General features: G+C 72.0%; 14 protein-coding genes and 1 pseudogene. 6 read left to right on the forward strand and 9 right to left on the reverse strand.

Annotation, left to right across the window (positions count from 1 at the left end; translation table 11 throughout):
* Window positions 1-221: 221 nt before the first annotated feature.
* The 3 genes from ACFXPK_RS07070 to ACFXPK_RS07080 form a co-directional block, all read right to left on the reverse strand.
* Entirely contained in the window at window positions 222-1013 is a 792-nt protein-coding gene (locus tag ACFXPK_RS07070) for a sugar phosphate isomerase/epimerase family protein (RefSeq protein ID WP_384992308.1), read from the reverse strand.
* A 68-nt stretch (window positions 1014-1081) separates the two neighbouring features.
* On the reverse strand, window positions 1082-2257 hold the full coding sequence (locus ACFXPK_RS07075; RefSeq protein WP_385072565.1) for a dihydrodipicolinate synthase family protein: 1176 nt from the start codon (window positions 2255-2257) through the stop codon (window positions 1082-1084).
* The gene (locus ACFXPK_RS07080) at window positions 2254-3405 is read right to left on the reverse strand and encodes a Gfo/Idh/MocA family protein (RefSeq protein ID WP_384992216.1); all 1152 of its coding nucleotides are present in this window, start codon (window positions 3403-3405) and stop codon (window positions 2254-2256) included. Before ACFXPK_RS07080 ends, ACFXPK_RS07075 begins: the two co-directional genes overlap by 4 nt.
* A 160-nt stretch (window positions 3406-3565) precedes the next feature.
* Between ACFXPK_RS07080 and ACFXPK_RS07085 the strand changes: the two genes are divergently transcribed.
* From ACFXPK_RS07085 to ACFXPK_RS07095, 3 genes are all read left to right on the forward strand, one after another.
* Window positions 3566-4642 (forward strand): LacI family DNA-binding transcriptional regulator, encoded by a 1077-nt coding sequence (locus ACFXPK_RS07085; RefSeq protein ID WP_384992219.1) that lies wholly within the window; start codon window positions 3566-3568, stop codon window positions 4640-4642.
* A gap of 183 nt (window positions 4643-4825) precedes the next feature.
* The gene (locus ACFXPK_RS07090) at window positions 4826-5818 is read left to right on the forward strand and encodes a GNAT family N-acetyltransferase (protein WP_385072568.1); all 993 of its coding nucleotides are present in this window, start codon (window positions 4826-4828) and stop codon (window positions 5816-5818) included.
* Entirely contained in the window at window positions 5815-6606 is a 792-nt protein-coding gene (locus ACFXPK_RS07095; RefSeq protein WP_384992223.1) for a sugar phosphate isomerase/epimerase family protein, read from the forward strand. Before ACFXPK_RS07090 ends, ACFXPK_RS07095 begins: the two co-directional genes overlap by 4 nt.
* Before the next feature lie 2 nt (window positions 6607-6608).
* On the opposite strand, the gene ACFXPK_RS07100 is transcribed toward ACFXPK_RS07095, so the two are convergent.
* Window positions 6609-7250, reverse strand: coding sequence for a protease (locus ACFXPK_RS07100; RefSeq protein WP_385072571.1), 642 nt, complete (start codon window positions 7248-7250; stop codon window positions 6609-6611).
* A 381-nt stretch (window positions 7251-7631) separates the two neighbouring features.
* On the opposite strand from ACFXPK_RS07100, the pseudogene ACFXPK_RS07105 reads away from it, so the two are divergent.
* A pseudogene (locus tag ACFXPK_RS07105) lies at window positions 7632-8564 on the forward strand (GlxA family transcriptional regulator); the annotation flags it as partial.
* On the opposite strand, the gene ACFXPK_RS07110 reads toward ACFXPK_RS07105, so the two are convergent.
* Complete coding sequence (locus tag ACFXPK_RS07110) at window positions 8518-9522, reverse strand: EamA family transporter (protein WP_385072574.1); 1005 nt, start codon at window positions 9520-9522, stop codon at window positions 8518-8520. The pseudogene ACFXPK_RS07105 and the gene ACFXPK_RS07110 sit on opposite strands and share 47 nt — an antisense overlap.
* 112 nt (window positions 9523-9634) lie before the next feature.
* On the opposite strand from ACFXPK_RS07110, the gene ACFXPK_RS07115 reads away from it, so the two are divergent.
* Window positions 9635-10564: a LysR family transcriptional regulator gene (locus tag ACFXPK_RS07115; protein ID WP_385072577.1), complete on the forward strand. Its 930-nt coding sequence runs from the start codon at window positions 9635-9637 to the stop codon at window positions 10562-10564.
* Between the two features lie 299 nt (window positions 10565-10863).
* Window positions 10864-12687, forward strand: a complete 1824-nt coding sequence (locus ACFXPK_RS07120; protein WP_385072580.1) for a glycoside hydrolase family 3 protein — start codon at window positions 10864-10866, stop codon at window positions 12685-12687.
* A 184-nt stretch (window positions 12688-12871) separates the two neighbouring features.
* Here the strand turns inward: ACFXPK_RS07120 and ACFXPK_RS07125 are convergent, their stop codons facing one another.
* The 4 genes from ACFXPK_RS07125 to ACFXPK_RS07140 all read right to left on the reverse strand — a co-directional run bounded on the left by ACFXPK_RS07125 (window position 12872) and on the right by ACFXPK_RS07140 (window position 19971).
* A complete protein-coding gene (locus tag ACFXPK_RS07125) occupies window positions 12872-14314 on the reverse strand; it encodes a S28 family serine protease (RefSeq protein ID WP_385072583.1) in 1443 nt (480 codons plus the stop codon).
* A gap of 110 nt (window positions 14315-14424) precedes the next feature.
* Window positions 14425-14787, reverse strand: coding sequence for a hypothetical protein (locus ACFXPK_RS07130; protein WP_384992310.1), 363 nt, complete (start codon window positions 14785-14787; stop codon window positions 14425-14427).
* Window positions 14788-14971: 184 nt separating this feature from the next.
* Window positions 14972-18811, reverse strand: a complete 3840-nt coding sequence (locus tag ACFXPK_RS07135; protein ID WP_385072585.1) for an ABC transporter ATP-binding protein — start codon at window positions 18809-18811, stop codon at window positions 14972-14974.
* Between the two features lie 140 nt (window positions 18812-18951).
* Window positions 18952-19971, reverse strand: a complete 1020-nt coding sequence (locus ACFXPK_RS07140) for a serine hydrolase (RefSeq protein ID WP_384992240.1) — start codon at window positions 19969-19971, stop codon at window positions 18952-18954.
* Window positions 19972-19987: the final 16 nt, after the last annotated feature.

Here is a 19987-nt window from a genome sequence, read left to right on the forward strand (position 1 = left end):
GCAGACCCCGCGCGCGCGCGCGCGCGCGGCGCTGGGGCGCGCGCCGCCCGGGCTGCCGCCCCCCCGCCAGAGCGGGGTCGCCCGTCCCCGCCGCCCCCCCCCCCACGCGCTCCCCCTCCGGCAGAGCTTTCAATCCCCCCGGATCTACCCCCCGAAAGCCCTGCTGACATATACGACTCACGTCACCGCAGAAGGGTTGCACGGTTCCGCAGAGTTATTTTTCAGAGCGCGTGCCGCACGTACCGCTCCGCGGTCTCCGTGAGGAGTTCGACGCCGTCCCGCTGCCAGAGGTCGTCGTTGAACAGCTCCACCTCGATCGGGCCCGAGTAGCCGGCGGCGTCGACCCGTTCACGCCAGACCCGCAGGTCGACGGCGCCGTCACCGAGCTGGCCGCGCCCGTTGAGCACCCCGGCGGGGAGCGGCGTCGTCCAGTCGGCGAGCTGGAAGGTGAAGATCCGCTCCGCCGCGCGGGCGACCGCCGCGGGGGCCCGGTCGTCCCACCAGATGTGGTAGGTGTCCACGGCCACCCCGACCTGGTCCGCGGGGAACCGTTCCGCCAGGTCGAGTGCCTGGTCGAGGGTGGAGACCACACAGCGGTCGGAGGCGAACATCGGGTGCAGCGGCTCGATGGCCAGCCTGACCCCGCGCTCCGCGCCGTACGGCGCCAGCTCGCCCAGGGCGTCGGCGATGCGTTCACGCGCCCCGTGGAGGTCCTTGTCGCCCTCGGGGAGGCCGCCGGAGACCAGCACCAGGGTGTCCGTGCCGAGCGCCGCCGCCTCGTCGACGGCGGCGCGGTTGTCGGCCAGGGCCTCGGCGCGCCGCGCCGGGTCGACCGCGGTGAGGAAGCCGCCGCGGCAGAGCGTGGTGACCGCCAGCCCGGCGTCCCGTACGAGCTTGGCCGCGGCCTCGACCCCGTACGCCTGGACCGGCTCGCGCCACAGGCCGACGCCGGGTACTCCGAGGCGTACGCATGCCTCGGTCAGCTCGGGCAGGCCGAGCTGTCTGACGGTCATCTGGTTGATGCTGAAGCGCGTCAGATCGCCTGTCGGTGAGGTGTTCACGGATCCGCCCACTGTTCCGGTCACTGTGCCACCCCGCCCACGTGGAGCAGGGATTTCATCCTGGCCGCGGCCACCGCGGGGTCCGGGAAGAGCCCGAGCCCGTCGGCCAGTTCGTACGCCGTCGCGAGGTGCGGCAGCGAGCGCGCCGACTGGAGGCCGCCGACCATCGTGAAGTGGTCCTGGTGGCCCGCCAGCCAGGCGAGGAGAACCACGCCCGTCTTGTAGAAGCGGGTCGGTGTCCGGAAGAGGTGACGGGAGAGTTCGACGGTGGGGTCGAGGAGTTCCCGGAAGCCCTTGGTGTCGCCGGTGTCCAGGACCCGTACGGCCGCCGCCGCGAGCGGCCCCAGCGGGTCGAAGATGCCGAGCAGCGCGTGGCTGAAGCCCTGCTCGTCGCCCGCGATCAGCTCGGGGTAGTTGAAGTCGTCGCCCGTGTAGCAGCGCACGCCCTTCGGCAGCCGGCGGCGCAGCTCGATCTCGCGCTGGGCGTCCAGCAGGGAGATCTTGATGCCGTCGACCTTGTCGGGGTGTTCGGAGATGACCTGGAGGAAGGTCTCGGTGGCCGCGTCGAGATCGGCGCTGCCCCAGTACCCGTCCAGCGCGGGGTCGAACATGGGCCCGAGCCAGTGCAGCACGACCGGTTCCGACGCCTGGCGGAGCAGGTGGGAGTAGAGGTTCAGATAGTCGTCGGGGGTGGTCGCGGTGGCGGCGAGGGCGCGGGAGGCCATCAGGATCGCCTGCGAACCGGTGTCCTCGACGAGCGTCAACTGCTCCTCGTACGCGGCTCGGACCTCGTCCAGCGAACGGGGCCCCGGCGCGAGCTGGTCGGTGCCCACGCCGCAGGCGATCCGGCCGCCGACCGCCTTCGCCTCGGCGGCGGAGCGGCGGATCAGCTCGGCGGCGCCCGCCCAGTCCAGGCCCATCCCGCGCTGCGCGGTGTCCATGGCCTCGGCGACCCCGAGACCGTGCGACCAGAGGTGGCGGCGGAAGGCGAGGGTGGCGTCCCAGTCGACGGCGGCCGGTTCGTCCGGGCCGATGTCGGCGTACGGGTCGGCGACGACATGGGCGGCGGAGAAGACCCTGCGGGAGGCGAGGGCGGCTCCGCCCGCCGTACCGGCCACTACGAAGGGCGCCGGTTCCGAGCGGGGCGTATAGGCGCGTGAACCGCCGCCGGGGGAAGGAAGGCGGAGCGTGGTCACAGCGTCAGCTCCGGTACGTCGAAGCGGCGGCCCTCGGTCGAGGAACGGAGCCCCAGCTCGGCGAGTTGCACGCCGCGCGCGCCGGCGAGGAGGTCCCACTGGTAGGGCTCGTCGAGGACGACATGGCGCAGGAAAAGCTCCCACTGCGCCTTGAACCCGTTGTCGAACTCCTCGTTGTCGGGCACTTCCTGCCACTGGTCGCGGAAGGACTCGGTGGCGGGGAGGTCCGGGTTCCAGACCGGCTTGGGGGTGGCGCTGCGGTGCTGGACCCGGCAGCGGCGCAGCCCGGCGACGGCCGAGCCCTGGACGCCGTCGACCTGGAACTCGACGAGTTCGTCGCGGTTGACGCGGACGGTCCAGGAGGAGTTGATCTGGGCGACGGCGCCGCCGTCCAGTTCGAAGATGCCGTAGGCCGCGTCGTCGGCGGTCGCGGCGTAGGGCTTGCCGTGTTCGTCCCAGCGCTGCGGGATGTGCGTGGTGATGTGCGCCTGGACGCTGGCGACGCGCCCGAACAGCTCGTGCAGGACGTACTCCCAGTGGGGGAACATGTCGACGGTGATGCCGCCGCCGTCCTCGGAGCGGTAGTTCCAGGAGGGCCGCTGGGCGTCCTGCCAGTCGCCTTCGAAGACCCAGTAGCCGAACTCTCCCCGGATGGAGAGGATCTCGCCGAAGAAGCCGCCGTCGATGAGGCGCTTCAGCTTGAGCAGTCCCGGCAGGAAGATCTTGTCCTGGACGACGCCGTGCTTGATCCCGGCGGTACGGGCCAGCCTGGCCAGCTCCAGGGCGCCTTCGAGGTCGGTCGCGGTCGGCTTCTCGGTGTAGATGTGCTTGCCCGCGTCGATCGCCTTCTTGATGGCCTCCACGCGGGCGGAGGTGACCTGGGCGTCGAAGTAGATGTCGATGGTCTCGTCCGCGAGGACGGCGTCGAGATCGGTCGACCACTCCGTGAGGCCGTGCTGTTCGGCGATCTCCTTGAGGGCGTGTTCCCTGCGGCCGATGAGGACGGGCTCGGGCCAGAGCGTCTCGCCGCCCCCGAGGTCGAGTCCGCCCTGTTCACGGAGGGCGAGGATGGAGCGCAGCAGGTGCTGTCGGTACCCCATCCGCCCGGTGACGCCGTTCATGGCGATCCGCACTGTCCTGCGTGTCACGAAGTTCCTCCATGGGCCGTGGCAGCCGTGGCGAGCGATATGGCCGTATGGCCGTAGCAAGCGCTTTCTATGAGGTAAGAAGCTAGCCTGCGACAGCGGTCCGGACAAGAGCCCGGCCCGATCACCGCCCGAACTCACCCGTACCCCTCGGAGGAAAGCGATGACAGTCACCCTGGCGGATGTGGCGGCCCGCGCCCGGGTGTCACCCGCCACCGTCTCGCGCGTGCTGAACGGCAACTACCCGGTCGCCGCAGCCACCAGGGAGCGGGTGCTGCGGGCGGTGGACGACCTGGACTACGTGCTGAACGGCCCCGCCAGCTCGCTCGCCGCCGCCACCTCCGACCTGGTCGGCATCCTCGTCAACGACATCGCGGACCCGTTCTTCGGAATCATGGCGGGGGCGGCGCAGACCGAGATCGGCGGCCAGGAGGGGACCGGACGCGCGGGCGGCGAGAAGCTGGCCGTCGTCTGCAACACCGGCGGGTCCCCCGAGCGCGAACTGACGTATCTGACCCTGCTCCAGCGCCAGCGCGCCGCCGCGGTCGTCCTCACCGGCGGGGCGCTCGAAGACCCCGGGCACATCGCCGCGATGACCACGAAACTGGCGAAGCTCGCGGACGCGGGGACCCGGGTGGTGCTGTGCGGACGGCCGCCCCTGCCCGGCGGCGACTCGGCCGTCGCCTCGCTGGCCTTCGACAACCGGGGCGGCGGACAGCGGCTGACGGAACATCTGCTGGCGCTGGGACACCGCAGGATCGGTTACGTCGCCGGGCCGGCGGAGCGGACGACGACCCGGCACCGGCTGGAGGGACACCGGGCGGCGATGACGGCGGCGGGGATCGGCGGGAGCGGCGGCGGGGCGCAGGATCCGCTGACGGTGCACGGCCCGTACACCCGCCGGTCGGGGTACGAGGCGACGCTGGAACTGCTGCGGCGCGCGCCGGATCTGACGGCGGTGGTCGCGGCGAACGACACGGTGGCGCTGGGCGCCTGCGCGGCGGTGCGCGAGCGGGGGCTGCGGATCCCGGAGGACGTCTCGGTGGCGGGCTTCGACGACCTGCCGTTCTCGGTGGACGCGACACCGGCACTGACGACCGTACGGCTGCCGCTGCACGAGGCGGGGGCGCGGGCGGGCCGGCTGGCGATGGGGACGGAGACGCCCCCGCCGGGCGGGATCGCGACGATCGCGGCGGAGCTGATGGCACGGGCGTCGACGGCGCCGCCCCGGTCGGCCTGAGCACGGGCGCCGGCGGGGGCGAACGGCCCCTGACCTCGGTCTCGGACGGGCCGGTGAGCGGGCGACGGGGGCCTGTTGGCGTGTGGACGCCAAAGCGTCGGGAGGGCCTTGCCAGGCGTCGGCGGCCCGATCTACCGTTGACTCAGTCAAAGGTGTGGTGGCGCGGGCATCCGGAGGTGGACCATGGCTGTGCAGGAAATGCGTGCGTTCAACCGTTTTTACACGAATCTGATCGGTGCGCTGGACTACGGCAAACATCTCTATACCCCGTACACCCTCACCGAGTCGCGGGTCCTGTACGAGCTGGCGCACGCGCCGCGCACGGACGCGGCCGACCTGCGTGCCGAACTGTCGCTCGACGCCGGGTATCTGAGCCGACTGCTGACCAAGTTCGAGCGGGACGGGCTGGTCGGCCGCGCGCCGTCGGAGGAGGACGCGCGGCGGCAGCGGATCACCCTCACCTCGCGGGGGCGCGAGGCGGCGGCGCTGCTGGACGAGCGGTCACGGGAGGCCGTGATCTCGCTCCTCGACCGGGTCGAGCCGGAGCGCCGTCCCGAACTCGCCGACGCGATGCGGACGGTGCGGGACCTCCTGCGGACGGACGGGGCCGCGGTCCGCGGCGGGCGGGGGACGCCCATCCTGCGCGAGCCGATCCCGGGCGAGCTGGGCTGGATGGTGCAGCGCCACGGCGCCGTGTACGCGGCGCACTACGGATTCGACACGGAATTCGAGGGGCTCGTCGCCCGGATCGTCGCGGACTTCGCCCAGGACCACGACCCACGGCTGGAGCGGGTGTGGATCGCCGAGGTGGACGGCATACCGGTGGGCTCGATCATGTGTGTACGGGACGACAAGCCGGGTGTACGGGGTGACGACGACGGGCCGGTGACCGCCAGACTCCGTCTGCTCCTGGTCGAGCCCGAGGCCCGGGGCCAGGGCATCGGCGAACTCCTGGTCGGCGCGGTGGTGGATTTCGCCCGCGAGGCGGGGTATGAGGAACTGACGCTCTGGACCAATGACGTCCTCTCCGCCGCCCGCGTTCTCTACCAGCGTGCCGGATTCACCCTCGTGGCCGAGCAACCGCACCACTCCTACGGGGCGGACCTGACAGGCCAGGACTGGCGGCTTCTCCTGAAGGAAGGAGCCGCCGCACGCCAGAAAGGAACACCACAGTGAAGTTCGCTTTCTCCACCCTCGGAATCCCGGGCCTGCCCATCCCCGAGGTCGTCGCCCTCGCCTCCGCGGCCGGCTATCAGGGGGTCGAGCTGCGTACGCACCCGGAGGAGCCGGTGCACCGGGGCCTGGGCCGCCGCGAGCGCGCCCAGGTGGTCGAGGAATTCCAACGGGCCGGCGTCGAGATAGTGGGGCTGGCCGGGTACGCCCGGGTGGCCAAGGCGGATGTGGACGAGGACGAGTTGCGCCAGGAGCTGGAGGAACTGCTCTCCCTGGCAGGCGACCTCGGCGCCCCGTTCATCCGTGTCTTCCCCGGCGGCGGTGACCAGCCCGCCGACGAGGCGGACGCGCTGGCGGCGCGACGGCTGGCCGCGGCGGCGGAGACGGCCACGGACCATGGCGTACGCATCCTGCTGGAGACCCACGACTCGCACCGCACGGGCAAGGACGCGGCCCGGGTGCTGGGCCCGGTCGGGCATCAGCAGGTGGGGGCGCTCTGGGACGTGATGCACACCTGGCTGGGCGGCGAGTCCCCGATCACCACCCACGGGATACTCGCCCCGCACCTGGGCTACGTGCAGGTGAAGGACATCGCCTCCGCCGAGGACACCACACCGCTGCCCCTGGGGGCCGGGGTGCTGCCGCTGGGCGAGTGCCTGTCCCTGCTCGACGACGACGCCTGGGTCTGCTGGGAGTACGAGAAGCGCTGGTACCCGCAGGCGGCGGACCTCCCCGAGCTGCTGGCGCCGGGGCGGGCGTACCTGGAGGGACTGATACGCGGGCGCGGCTGAGGTCAGGCGCCGGTGGTGGAGCCGGGCCTGATGATCATCAGGACGGTGACCGCGGCCCACAGGAGGTTGAAGACGCCGGTGAACATCGCGAGCTGAACCGTCGTGGACCTCGGCACCGATGTGGTCGGGTCCTCCTCCCGCACGCCGGGCACGCCCGGAGTGCCCAGGGCTGCCGGGGCTGCCGGAGTGCCCGGGGCGCTTGAGGTGGCCGGGGTGCCCGAGGTACTTGCGGCGCCCGGGGTGCTTGCGATGGGCGGGGCGTCGGGGGTGGTTCCTCCGGCCGGGGCCGCCGCGCGCTCGGGGCTCTCCAGCAGCTCCAGCAGGGCGCTCTGGCGCGGGAGTACCAGGGCGCCCAGGACCACCGCCGCCACCAGCGTCAGGGCGATGGAGACAATCAGCCAGGTGTCTCCCAGGACGCCCATGTTCTTCGCCGTGGCGAAACCGAAGACGGGGACCGCGACGCCGAACACGGCGTATACGCGGCAGATGCGGTGCAGCAGGGCCACGTTCGCCGAGGCGCTCCGGTCGTCGGACGAGGCCATCGCGTGACGGACGGCCGGGGGGAACATGCTGGCCGCCACGGTGACCGGACCTATGGCGACGATCGCCGCGATGACATGGAGGGAGAGGAGGAGCTTGGTCATGGTGAGAAAGGCCCGTCAGATGCGGCCGGCGGAAGCCGGGACGGCGGAGACGACGAGAGCGGCGGGGACGGCGGGAGCGGCGGGAGCCGCTGCGGGGCGCCGGACGGTGCACCGGCGTCCGTCGGCGACAGCCGACCTGTCGGGCCCGTCGGACCTGTCGGGCCCGTCGGACGACATGAGCTGGACGAGCACGCGCGTTCCGTCCCTTTCACCTGGTCGAGGCGCCCGGTCGGGCGCCGCTGCCGAACGTAGTGATCAGCCGGAACCCGGGACAGTGGCTGGAGTGCCACACTCCAACGGATTCTCGCCACGCCCCTCCACCGCACCGCCCCGGACCACCCCGGGCGTGGCGGGAATCCGTGGGACCTCTAGGTTTTCGCCATGCACATCCTGGCCGTTCTCGCTCTCGACGGAGTCATCGCCTTCGACCTCGCCACCCCCATCGAGGTCTTCTCCCGGGTCCGGCTGCCCGACGGCGGACCCGCCTACGAGGTACGGATCTGCGCGGCGGGCGACGAGGTCGACACGGGGACCTTCACGCTGCGGGCACCGTGGGGGCTGGAGGCGCTGGCCGAGGCCGACACGATCGTGCTGCCGGGGCTCGCCGACCCGACCGCGCCCGTCCCCGGGGAGGTCCTGGACGCGCTGCGGCGGGCGGCGGCCGGTGGCACCCGTATCGTCTCGATCTGCGCCGGAGCGTTCACGCTGGCCGCCACCGGACTGCTGGACGGGCTGCGGGCCACCACGCACTGGGTGGGCGCTCCGCTGCTGGCCGAGATGTATCCGGCGGTCGAGGTGGACGCGGCGGTGCTGTACGTGGACAACGGGCAGTTCCTGACCTCGGCCGGAGCCGCCGCCGGGCTCGATCTCTGTCTGCACCTCATCCGGCGGGACCACGGCTCCGCGATGGCCGCCGACGCGGCGCGGCTGTCCGTGATGCCGCTCGAACGGGACGGCGGCCAGGCCCAGTTCATCGTCCATGCCCGGCCTCCGGCGCCCCGGGGATCCGCCTTGGAGCCGCTGCTGCGCTGGCTGGAGGAGAACGCGGGACAGGATCTGACACTCGACGACATCGCCGACCGGGCCGGCATGAGCACCCGTACCCTCAACCGGCGCTTCCGGGAGCAGACCGGGACCACGCCGCTCCAGTGGCTGCACCGGGCGCGGATCCGTGAGGCGCAGTATCTGCTGGAGACGACCCCGCACCCCGTCGACCGGATCGCCACACGGGTCGGCTTCGGTTCCCCGACCGCCTTCCGCGACCGCTTCAAGCGCCTCGTGGGGACGAGTCCGCAGGCGTACCGGCAGGCGTTCCGGCGGGTACCGGAGCCTGCGGGGAACGCGGGGAAGCCGCATTCCGCGGAGAACGAGGGGATCGCGGGGATCGCGGGGATCGCGGAGCCCGCGCGGACGGGGTGCCGCCCCGGGTCAGCGATGCCAGCGCCACTCCCCCGACCAGCAGGGCCGCCGCGCACCAGCGCAGTGGGCTGACCGACTCCCCGAGCAGTACGGCGGCCGAGGACATCCCGAAGACGGGCACGAGCAGCGAGAAAGGAGCGACGGAGGAGGCCGGGTAGCGGCGCAGCAGATAGCCCCAGGCGCCGAAGCCGAAGACGGTCGTGACCCAGGCCACGTAGAGGACCGTACCGGCGCCGGACCAGTCCAGCGCGCGCAGCGCGGCCAGGTCGGCTTCCGGGCCCTCGAAAAGGAGGGAGAGTCCGAGCAGCGGGAGGACGGGGACGACGGAGACCCACACCATGAAGTTCAGGGCGTCCGGCGGGGACGCCTTGCGGGTGAGCACGTTGGAGACGCCCCAGCAGGCCGCGGCGGCGATGACCAGGGCGAAGGCGAGCACCGGCCCCGAGCTTCCCTCGTCGGCCGCCGCGACCGCGATCCCGGCGAGCGCGACCCCCATGCCCAGCAGCCGCACCCGCCCCGGCCGTTCGCCGAGGGCCACCGCGGCGAACACCAGAGTGAAGACCGCCTGGATCTGGAGAACGAGGGAGGAGAGCCCGGCCGGCATGCCCCGGTCCATCCCCACGAAGAGCAGCCCGAACTTGGCGACGCCCAGCGCCAGACCGACCCCGATCACCCAGGTCCACGCGACCTTCGGCCGGCCCACGAAGAAGACCGCGGGCAGCGCGGCGACCAGGAAGCGCAGAGCGGAGAAGAGCAGCGGAGGGAAGTGGCCGAGACCGACCTCGATCACGACGAAGTTGACCCCCCAGAGGGCGGCCACGAGGACGGCGAGAGCCTTGTGTGCGGTACGCATATGGAGAGGATCACCGGTGACCATCATGTAGCACCAGCGAACATTTCTTCATGGTTGAATTGAGCACTGCTTACGATTCTGCTGACGATTCCACCTTCCGGAAGGGGCGCCCGTGCTCGATCTCGCCCGGCTGCGCGCGCTGCACGCCGTCTCCGTGCACGGCTCTGTGGCGGCAGCGGCGGCCGCCCTCGGCTACACCCCCTCGGCCGTCTCGCAGCAGATCACCAAGTTGGAGCGGGAGACCCGGACGACCCTGCTGGAGCGGCGGGGGCGCGGCGTCGCGCTCACGGACGAGGCGCGGCATCTCGCGGCCACCGCCGAGGAACTCCTCGCCCTCGTCGAGCGTGCCGAGACCACCCTTGAGGAGCGCAGGGGGCAGCCGACGGGGCAGCTCGTCGTCGGCGCGTTCGCCTCCTCGGCGCGCGGGCTGCTCCCCGGCGTGCTGGCGGAGCTGGCCCGGCTCCACCCCACCCTCGACGTCCGGCTGCGCGAGATCGACCCGCACCTCTCCGTCGATCTGGTCGCCCGTGGCGCCCTCGACCTCGCCGTCGCCCACGACTGGGACATCGCCCCGCTGCCCGCGCCCGAGGGTGTGGAGCAGGCGGTCATCGGGGACGACCTGTGCGACGTACTCGTCCATGTCTCGCACCCGCTGGCCGTACGTCCCTCCGTCCGCAGGGAGGATCTGGCGGGCGAACGCTGGATCTGCCAGCCGCCGGGCACGGTCTGCCACGACTGGCTGGTGCGTACGTTGCGCACGGCCGGCTGCGAGCCGGATCTCGCACACCAGGCCGAGGAGAACCACACCCAGGTCGCGCTGGTGGCCGCGGGCCTCGGCATCGCCATGATCCCCCGGCTGGGGCGCGGGCCGCTGCCCGGGGAGGTACGGGCGGTCGCGCTGGAACCGGTGCCGACGCGCCGGCTCTACGCCCTGTGGCGCACCGGCGCCGCCCGGCGCCCGGCGGTCACGGCGGCGGTGGACGCCCTGCGCCGCCACTGGCCTGCGGTCGCCACAGCCACAGACACAGCCACCGCAGCCTGAGCCACCCCGGCCCACCCCTGCCCACGCCTCGCCCGAGCCGCCCCGGCCGCACCCCGGGCCCGCCTGGCCCGTACCGCATCCCGCCCCGGCCGCACCCGGACCCGCCTGGCCTGTACCGCATCCCGCCCCCGGCCACACCCGGGACCCGCCTCGCCCGCACCGCATCCCGCCCACGGGACCGACCCGCCGCGACCGCCGTGAATGGCAGATCTCTTGACCGGCAGTTACTTTCCGGATAACCGTGAACCCCTGGAAGTTTCCTTCACTTCCCTCGCAGCACACGGCCGGAAGGAGCACCCGTGCACGACCGGACCATCTCCAGACGCACCCTCCTCACCGCAACCGCCGTAGCGGCGGCTGCCGTTACCGCCCCGGGCGCCGTCGCGGCCCCCGCGTCCGCCCGCACCCCCGTCGCCGTCCGCGAACGGCTCCGGCGTCTCGTCGCCCGGATGAGCCTGGAGGAGAAGGTCGGCCAGCTCTTCGTCATGCGGGTGTACGGGCACTCCGCGACCGCCCCCGACCAGGCGGACATCGACGCCAATCTCACCGAGATCGGCGTGCGTACCGCCGCCGAGCTGATCTCCACGTACCACGTCGGCGGGATCATCTATTTCGCCTGGGCCCACAACACCCGCGATCCGCATCAGATCGCCGGGCTCTCCAACGGCATCCAGCGGGCGGGGCTGGCCCAGCGCACCCCCGTGCCGCTCCTCGTCGCCACCGATCAGGAGCACGGCATCGTCGCCCGGGTCGGCAAGCCCGCCACCCTGCTGCCGGGCGCGATGGCGCTCGGCGCCTCCCGGTCGCGCTCAGGCGCCCGCGAGGCCGCCCGGATCGCCGGTGCGGAGCTGGCCGCGATGGGCATCAACCAGAACTACGCGCCCGACGCGGACGTCAACGTCAACCCGGCCAACCCGGTCATCGGCGTACGTTCCTTCGGCGCCGACCCGCAGGCGGTGGCCGGGATGGTCGCCGCGCAGGTGACGGGGTACCAGAGCGCCGGGATCGCCACCGCGGCCAAGCACTTCCCAGGCCACGGGGACACGAAGGACGACAGCCACTACTCCCTCCCCACGATCCACCACACCCGTGAGCAGTGGGCGGAACTGGACGCTCCGCCGTTCCGCGCCGCGATCGCCGCCGGTGTCACCTCGATCATGACCGCGCATATCGTCGTCCCGGCCCTCGACCCGAGCGAGGACCCGGCGACCCTCTCGCACCCCATCGTCACCGGTGTCCTGCGCGAACAGCTCGGCTACCGGGGCGTGGTGGTCACGGACGCGCTCGGCATGGAGGGCGTCCGGCAGAAGTACGGCGACGCCCGCGTCCCGGTCCTCGCACTCAAGGCGGGCGTGGACCAGTTGCTCAACCCGCCGGATCTCAAGCTCGCCCGGGACGCGGTCCTGACGGCGGTCGAGAACGGCGAGCTGACCGTCCGGCGCATCGAGGAATCGGTTCTGCGGATCCTCGAACTCAAGGAACACCTCGGCCTGTTCCGGGATCCTTATGTGACCGGCCGCGACGTGGACCGTACCGTCGGCACCCGCGCCCACCTCGCCGCCGCCGACCGGATCGCCGACACCACGACCACCCTGCTCACCAACGAGCGCGGGCTGCTGCCGCTGAGCCGTCGCCGGGAGCGGAACGTCCTGGTCGTCGGCGCCGACCCGGCCTCGCCCTCCGGTTCGACCGGGCCGCCGACCACCGTGCTCGCCGGCGCCCTGAACGAGCTGGGGTTCAGCGCGACCGCCCTCTCCACCGGTACGGCGCCGGCCGCCGCCAGGATCGACGAGGCCGTGACGGCGGCGCGGGGCAAGGACGCGGTGGTCGTGGCGACGTACAACGTCTCGGCCACCAGTTCGCAGCGCACCCTGGTAGAGGCGCTGGCCGCGACCGGGGTGCCGGTCGTGACCGTCGCGATCCGCAACCCGTACGACATCGCGCGGCTGTCCGGTGTGGCCGCTTCCCTCGCCACGTACTCCTGGACGGATGTGGAACTGCGCGCCGCCGCGCGGGTGATCGCGGGCCGGGTCCGGCCGAGGGGGCTGCTGCCCGTTCCCGTGCAGCGGGCGGACGATCCGGCGCAGGTGCTGTACCCGGTCGGCCACGGCCTGGGCTACTGAGCCACGGGCCACCGGGCCATAGGCCCACAGAGCTACAGAGCTACAGAGCTACGGGGCTACGGGGCCACAGAGCCGCGCAGCCGCGCAGCCGCAGCGCGACAGAGCGGCGGAACAGCAGGAACACCGCCTCGGACAGCACGGTGGGGAGTCACCGGCCGGTGACTCCCCACCCCGCCGTCAGGTGTTACGGGCGCAGCGCGTGCTCCCGCTGCACCTTCTGCCGGTCGAGCTTGCTGTCGAACGGCGCCAGCGGCTTCGCCTTCGCCGCGTCCGCCTGGACCGCGGCCGGGGCGACGCCCGCCCACTCCAGGATCCGGGCCGTGGCCTTCGCCTGCTGGTCGGGGACAAGACCCGCGACATTGGCACCGTGGTTGGCGCCCGGCGCGACATACACGTAGCTGTCGCGCGCGCCCTTGCCGAGGCGGAAGGGCTCGGCGCCCCACGGGTCGTTCTGCCCGTACACGAACAGCATCTGCTGCGCGTGGTGGCGGACCCAGCCGTCGACGGCGGGCATCGCCAGCGGGTTGAACCTCATCGGGATGGAGCGCGGCACGAAGTTGCGCGGCGCCTGGTACCCGTACCGGCTCAGCTTGCCGAGGTGCGGCAGCTTGATGGTGGGCGAGCCCAGCTCGGTGCCCGCCTGGTAGTAGTACGGCGTGTACGGCTCAAGGCCCTGGTCCGTGTAGAAGGAGAATCCGGAGATCGAGTCGATGACGTCGTAGATCTCCTGGTCGGAGGCGGTGGCCTCCGGGATGTACGCGCAGTCGGACTCCGCGCTGTACTGCCAGAAGGCCCAGACGAAGTCGAGGACCACGGCTTCGTACGCCTTGTCGAGCGAGCCGACCGTCGTGAAGGTCGCGCCCTCGGACCGCGCCCACTCCTCGTACCGCTTCTCCAGCGGTGCGCGCCGGACCAGCGCCTCGCGCTGCACGGCGTTGAGCCGGTCGCGGCACTCCTTGGTGCCGACGCGCTCGAAGAACCGGTCGTACGCCGAGTCCTCCTTGTTCACCACGTCGTTGGGGGCGACGTACGCGACGACGCCGTCCATGTCGCGCGGGTAGAAGCGCTCGTAGTACGTGGCGGTCATGCCGCCCTTGGAGCCGCCCGTGGCGAGCCACTTCTTGGCGTAGATCTTCTTCAGCGCGGTGAAGATCCGGTGCTGGTCACTGGCCGCCTGCCAGATCGTCAGCTTCGACCAGTCGGCCGGCTGCGGCCGGGACGGGGTGAAGAATCGGTACTCCAGCGAGACCTGGTTGCCGTCGACGATCCGGGTCGGCTCGCTGCGGCTCGGGTTGGTGGAGACGTTGTAGCCGCTGGTGTAGAAGACGGTGGGGCGGCTGGTGTCCTTGTGCAGCAGCGTGAGCCGCTGCTGGAAGGTGCCCTTGGACGGGTTCCGGTGATCGACCGGCTGGGTGTAGTTGAGAACGAAGTAGCGGTACCCCTCGTACGGCTTCTCCTGGATCAGACTCATCCCCGGGATGGCGAGGATTCGGTCCTTGATGTCGGCGGTGTCGGCGACCGTGCCGTTATCCGCGGCGGTGGCCGCTCCCGCCGTGGCCGCACCGGCCGTGGTCACGGTGCCTATGACCAGTACGAGCGACAACACCCATCTCAGCGCCTTGCGCATTCACGCTCCCTGTGTTCATGACAGACGCCGTGAACTTAGCCGGATCCGCACCCGACCCGCCAGACCCACGCCCGCGCAGCCGGTGAACCGCGCCCCGACCGCGCCCGTGATCAGCAGAGGATCCAGCCCGTGGAAGCCTTCTTCCCCGAGACCACCCCGGAGGCCCGTACGCAGCGGTTCAGCGCGTGGACCGTGACCGGCCCCGCCTGGCGCGTGAAGCTGCCGCTGTCCACCACCGGGTTTCCACCGCGCGGCTGGAGACTGACCGACATGGGGCGCCTCTTGCCCGGGTTCTTGGCGACCGTGATCGCGCAGGCGTAGCCGCGCGCCTTGTAGACGCGCAGTTCACCGGTGGCGAAGGGCACGGTCTTGGTCGGCCGCCCCGAGCAGACGGACACCGCCTCGGCGCCCGGAGCGCCCGGAGCGCCCACCACGAGGGCGCCGGTGGCGGTCAGCGTCACCAGGCCGTGCAGCAGAACGCCGCGCGCCCCACCGCCGTCGAATCCGAACACACGCCCTCCAATGAGCGATTTCGTGGACGTATGTACGACGCCGACGGCGGTGCGGATGGTTGCGAAGGGACGCGGGTGACGACGCGGGAGCCTATGGGGGACGGACACGGGAGCCCGGGGAGGGAGGGACGCGGAGGGGCCGGGGTCAGGAGACGACCGCGGGCTCCTCCTCCCCGATGAAGCTCCGCCACAGCCGCGTGTACCGGCCGTCCAGCGCGAGCAGTTCCTCGTGCGTGCCGTCCTCGACCACCCGTCCGTGGTCCATCACGACCACCCGGTCCGCGCGCGCCGCCGTGGTCAGCCGGTGCGCGACGATCAGGGTGGTACGGCTCGACGGGGCGTGGCCGCCGGGCGTACGGCGGGCGGCGAGCCGGTCGGTGGCCTGGTTGACCAGCGCCTCGGTGGCCAGGTCCAGCGCGGCGGTCGCCTCGTCCAGCAGCAGGACGTCCGGGTCGACCAGTTCGGCACGGGCCAGGGCGACGAGCTGGCGCTGCCCGGCCGAGAGGTTGCGGCCGCGTTCGGCGACCTCGTGCAGATAGCCGCCGTCCAGCGTGGCGATCATCTCGTGCGCGCCGACCGCGCGCGCCGCCGCCTCGACCTCCGCGTCGGTCGCCTCGGGGCGCCCGTACGCGATGGCGTCCCGGACCGTACCGGCGAAGAGGTACGCCTCCTGCGGTACGACGCCGAGCCTCCTGCGGTACGCCGTCAGATCGAGGTCGCGCAGATCCGTACCGTCCGCCGTGACCCGGCCGCCGGTCGGGTCGTAGAACCGCGCGACCAGCTTGACCAGCGTCGACTTGCCCGCGCCCGTCTCGCCGACGAAGGCGACGGTCTGTCCGGCCGGGATGTGCAGGCTCACGCCCTGGAGCGCGGTCTCCCCCTCGGCGTCGTCGCCGCCGTACGCGAAGCCGACGTCCTCGAAGGCGATCTCCCCGCGCAGCGACAGCACGTCGAGGGCCTTGCGCGGCGCCGCCGTCGAGGTCGGCTCGCGCAGCAGTTCCTGGATCCGGCCGAGCGAGACGGTGGCCTGCTGGTAGCCGTCGAAGACCTGCGAGAGCTGCTGCACCGGGGCGAAGAACAGATCGATGTAGAGGAGGTACGCGACGAGCGCGCCCGTCGTCAGCGTCCCGGCCTCCACCCGCCCCGCGCCCACGATCAGCACGGCCGCCGCGGCGACCGAGGAGAGGAGCTGGACGAAGGGGAAGTAGACCGATATCAGCCACTGACCGCGCACCCGCGCCGCGCGGTAGTGGTCGCTGCGGGCCGCGAAGCGCGCGCCGCTGTCGCCCTCGCGCCGGAACGCCTGCACGATGCGCAGCCCGGACACGGACTCCTGGAGGTCGGCGTTGACCACGCTGATGCGCTCGCGCGCCAGCTCGTACGCCTGGACGCTCCTGCGGCGGAAGAAGACCGTACCGACGATCAGCACGGGCAGGGTCGCGAAGACGACGAGCGCCAGCTCCAGATCGATCACCAGCAGCACGACGAGGATGCCCGCGAAGGTGACGACGGAGACGAACGCGGTGACCAGCCCGGTCTGGAGGAACGTCGACAGGGCGTCGACGTCCGTGGTCATCCGGGTCATGATGCGGCCGGTCAGCTCGCGTTCGTAGTAGTCGAGTCCGAGCCGCTGGAGCTGCGCGAAGATCTTCAGGCGCAGGGAGTAGAGAATCCGTTCGCCGGTGCGTCCGGTCTTCCGGGTCTCGCCGATCTGCGCCGCCCACTGGAGCAGTACGGTCAGCAGGCCGAGCGAGGCGGCCACCCAGACCGCGCCGAGGGCGAGCTGTTCGACGCCCTGGTCGATGCCGTGGCGGATGAGGACCGGCAGCAGCAGCCCCATCCCGGCGTCCACGGCGACCAGCCCCAGGCTGATCAGCAGCGCCGGCCAGAAGCCGCGCAGCAGCCTGCGCAGTCCGTACGACTCCTCGGCGGCGACGGCGCGCGCCTCGTCGATCTCGGGGACGTCGGTGGCCGGGGGCAGCGCCTCGACCTGGGCGAGCAGTTCGGGGGTGGCGCCGGGGGCCGCCGTGTCACCGGCGACCGTGTCGTCCCGTATCCACAGGGCGGGGGTGACCCCGCGCTCCGCGTCGAACTCGGCGTCGATCTCCTGCTGGACCTGGTCGACCTCCGCGTGGACCTGCTGGGCCTGGACCTGGGAGTGCTGGGCCTGGGCCTGCTGGAGGGTGAGGTCGTCCGCCGGGCAGTCGTCCGTCACCGGACAGCCGCCGCGCGCGCCTCCCGGCGAGGTCCCTGCCAGTTCGTCGGGCTCGGTCAGCAGCCGCCGGTAGAGCGCCGAACGCTCCTGAAGCTCCTCGTGGGTGCCCACGTCGGAGAGGCGTCCGCCGTCCAGTACGGCGATACGGTCGGCCAGGCCGAGGGTGGAGCGGCGGTGGGCGATGAGCAGGGTGGTGCGCCCGGCCATCACCGCGCGCAGCGCCTCGTGGATCTCGTGCTCCACCCGGGAGTCGACGGCGGAGGTGGCGTCGTCCAGGACGAGCAGCCGGGGGTCGGTGAGGATCGCGCGGGCCAGGGCGATGCGCTGACGCTGGCCGCCGGAGAGGGTGAGGCCCTGTTCGCCGACCGCGGTGTCGTAGCCGGCGGGCAGTTCGCTGATGAAGCCGTGGGCCTGGGCGGCGCGCGTGGCCCGGACGATCTCCTCGTCGGTGGCGTCGGGTCTGCCGTACGCGAGGTTGGCGCGGATGGTGTCGGAGAAGAGGAAGCTGTCCTCCGGTACGAGGCCGATCGCGGAGCGCAGCGAGGCGAAGGTGAGTTCGCGTACGTCGTGGCCGCCGACGAGGACGGCGCCGTGGGTCACGTCGTAGAAGCGGGGCAGCAGCAGCGAGAGGGTGGACTTGCCGCTTCCGGAGGCGCCGACGACGGCGACGGTCTCGCCGGGCGCCAGCTCCAGCGAGAAGCCGTCGAGGACGGGGCGGCCGTCCTCGTACGCGAAGGTCACGTCGTCGAACTCGACGGACGCCTCGGCGGTCGCGGCCAGCTCCTTCGTCCCGTCCTGGAGGGTGGGCTCGGTGTCGATCAGCTCCAGTACGCGTTCCACACCGGCGCGTGCCTGCTGGCCGACGGTCAGGACCATGGCGAGCATCCTGACGGGGCCGACGAGCTGGGCCAGATAGGTGGAGAAGGCGACGAAGGTGCCGAGGGTGATCTGGCCCCGGGTGGCCAGCCAGCCGCCGAGGGCGAGCATCGCGACCTGCCCGAGCGCGGGGACCGCCTGGAGGGCGGGGGTGTAGCGGGAGTTGAACCGGATGGTCCGCAGCCGGCCCGCGAACAGCTTCCGTCCGGCCTCGCGCAGCTTCCCCGTCTCCTGGTCCTCCTGGCCGAAGCCCTTGACGACCCGGACGCCGGAGACGGCGCCGTCCACGACCCCGGCGACGGCACCGGCCTGCGCCTGCGCGTACCAGGTGGCGGGGTGCAACTTGGTACGGCTGCGGCGGGCGATGTACCAGAGGGCGGGCGCGACGGCCAGGGCTATCAGGGTCAGCGGCGGTGACAGCCACGCCATGATCGCCAGGGACATCAGGAAGAGCAGGACGTTGCCGATCGTCATCGGCAGCATGAAGAGCAGACCCTGGATGAGCTGGAGGTCGCTGGTGGCGCGGCCGATGACCTGCCCGGTGGAGAGGGTGTCCTGACGGCGTCCGTCGAGGCGGGCGATCGTGGTGTACATCTCCGTACGGAGATCGTGCTGGACGTCGAGCGCGAGCCGTCCGCCGTAGTACCGGCGGACGTAGGTGGCCGCGTAGACGACGAGGGCCGCCGCGACGAGCAGCCCGGTCCAGACGAGGAGCGAGCGGTGTCCGGCCCCGATCACATCGTCGATGACCACCTTGGTGATCAGCGGGACGAGGGCCATCACCGCCATGCCGACGAGGGACGATCCGAGCGCGAGCACCACGTTGCGCCGGTACCGCCACGCGTACCCGGTCAGCCGCCGTGCCCAGCTCTCCCCTGCCGACGCCTCCGCCACCACATGCCTCCTGATCGCCCGCGTCCGTCCTGATCTGCCGGAAGGCACCAACGCGGTGGGCGGCGGATTTCATCCCTCCGCAACAAAGACGGGTCCCGGGACCTAGGACCCGGGACCCGCACATCAGTTCGGAGGATGGCTCAGCGCGTCGCGGGGACGGCCTCCCTGGCGGCCTTCTCCGGGGTCGCGGGGACGGCCTCGTACGGCGTCTCGGGTACGGAGTGGACGGCGGCCCCCGCCTTCTTCGTCGCCGGGTTCAGGTCCTTGTGGACGGCCTTCGCGACGGCCTGGATGGTGTTGACGCCGTCGTTCATCGTGCTGTTGTCATGGGTGAGCACGCTGATCGTATAGTCGTGCCCCTTGCCGGTGAACGCGCCGACGCTGTGCACGCGCCAGCCGTGGGTGGAGCGGGAGAGCCAGCCGTTCTTGAGCTGGACAGTGGCGGTCGCCGGGGCTCCGGCGGGCACGCCCCAGCGCTGGGAGGTGACGACCTTGCGCATCCGCTCCAGGAGGAAGGCGCGCGCGTTGTCGCTGAGCACGGTGTTCTTCGCGGTCACCAGGGCCAGCAGCTTCTGCTCGTCCTGGGCGGTGATCTGGGTGAGGCCCCAGTAGCCGTCGGTGCCCGGGACGGTTCGGGTCATGCCCGCGGCCTTCACGAACCCCTTGATCTTCGTCAGGCCGAGCTGCTTCCACAGGGTGGTGGTCGCCGCGTTGTCCGACTTGGTGATCATGGCCGTGGAGAGATCGACCTCACGCTGGGTCAGATAGCGGTTCGTCTTCTTCGCGTCCCAGAGCAGGGTGGCGAGGACGGTCACCTTGACCACGCTGGCGGAGTCGAACTTCTGCGTGGCCCGCAGGGTGCAGCTCGTTTTGGTCGTACGGTCCTGGACGGCGACGGCGGTCGTGGACTTCCGGTTCTTGAGCGCCGCGGTGATGTCCTTGGTGAGCTGGGCCGCGAGCCCCGCCTTGCCCGAGGTGCAGACCACGGCCGGTGCGGCGGCGGCGGGCGCGGCGGCCGGTGCGGCGGCAGCGGCGGGCGCGGCTCCCGCGACGGCCGCGACCGGGACGAGCGCGCCCGCGGCGAGCGTCATGGAGAGCGCGCCGCGCGCCCGCCGGGAGGGACGCCCTGCTCCGTGCCCGGGTATCTGCTGGTGTGTCATGTCGGCTTCCCACCCC

It is taken from the genome of Streptomyces sp. NPDC059142, from assembly GCF_042755665.1.
GTDB lineage: Bacteria > Actinomycetota > Actinomycetes > Streptomycetales > Streptomycetaceae > Streptomyces.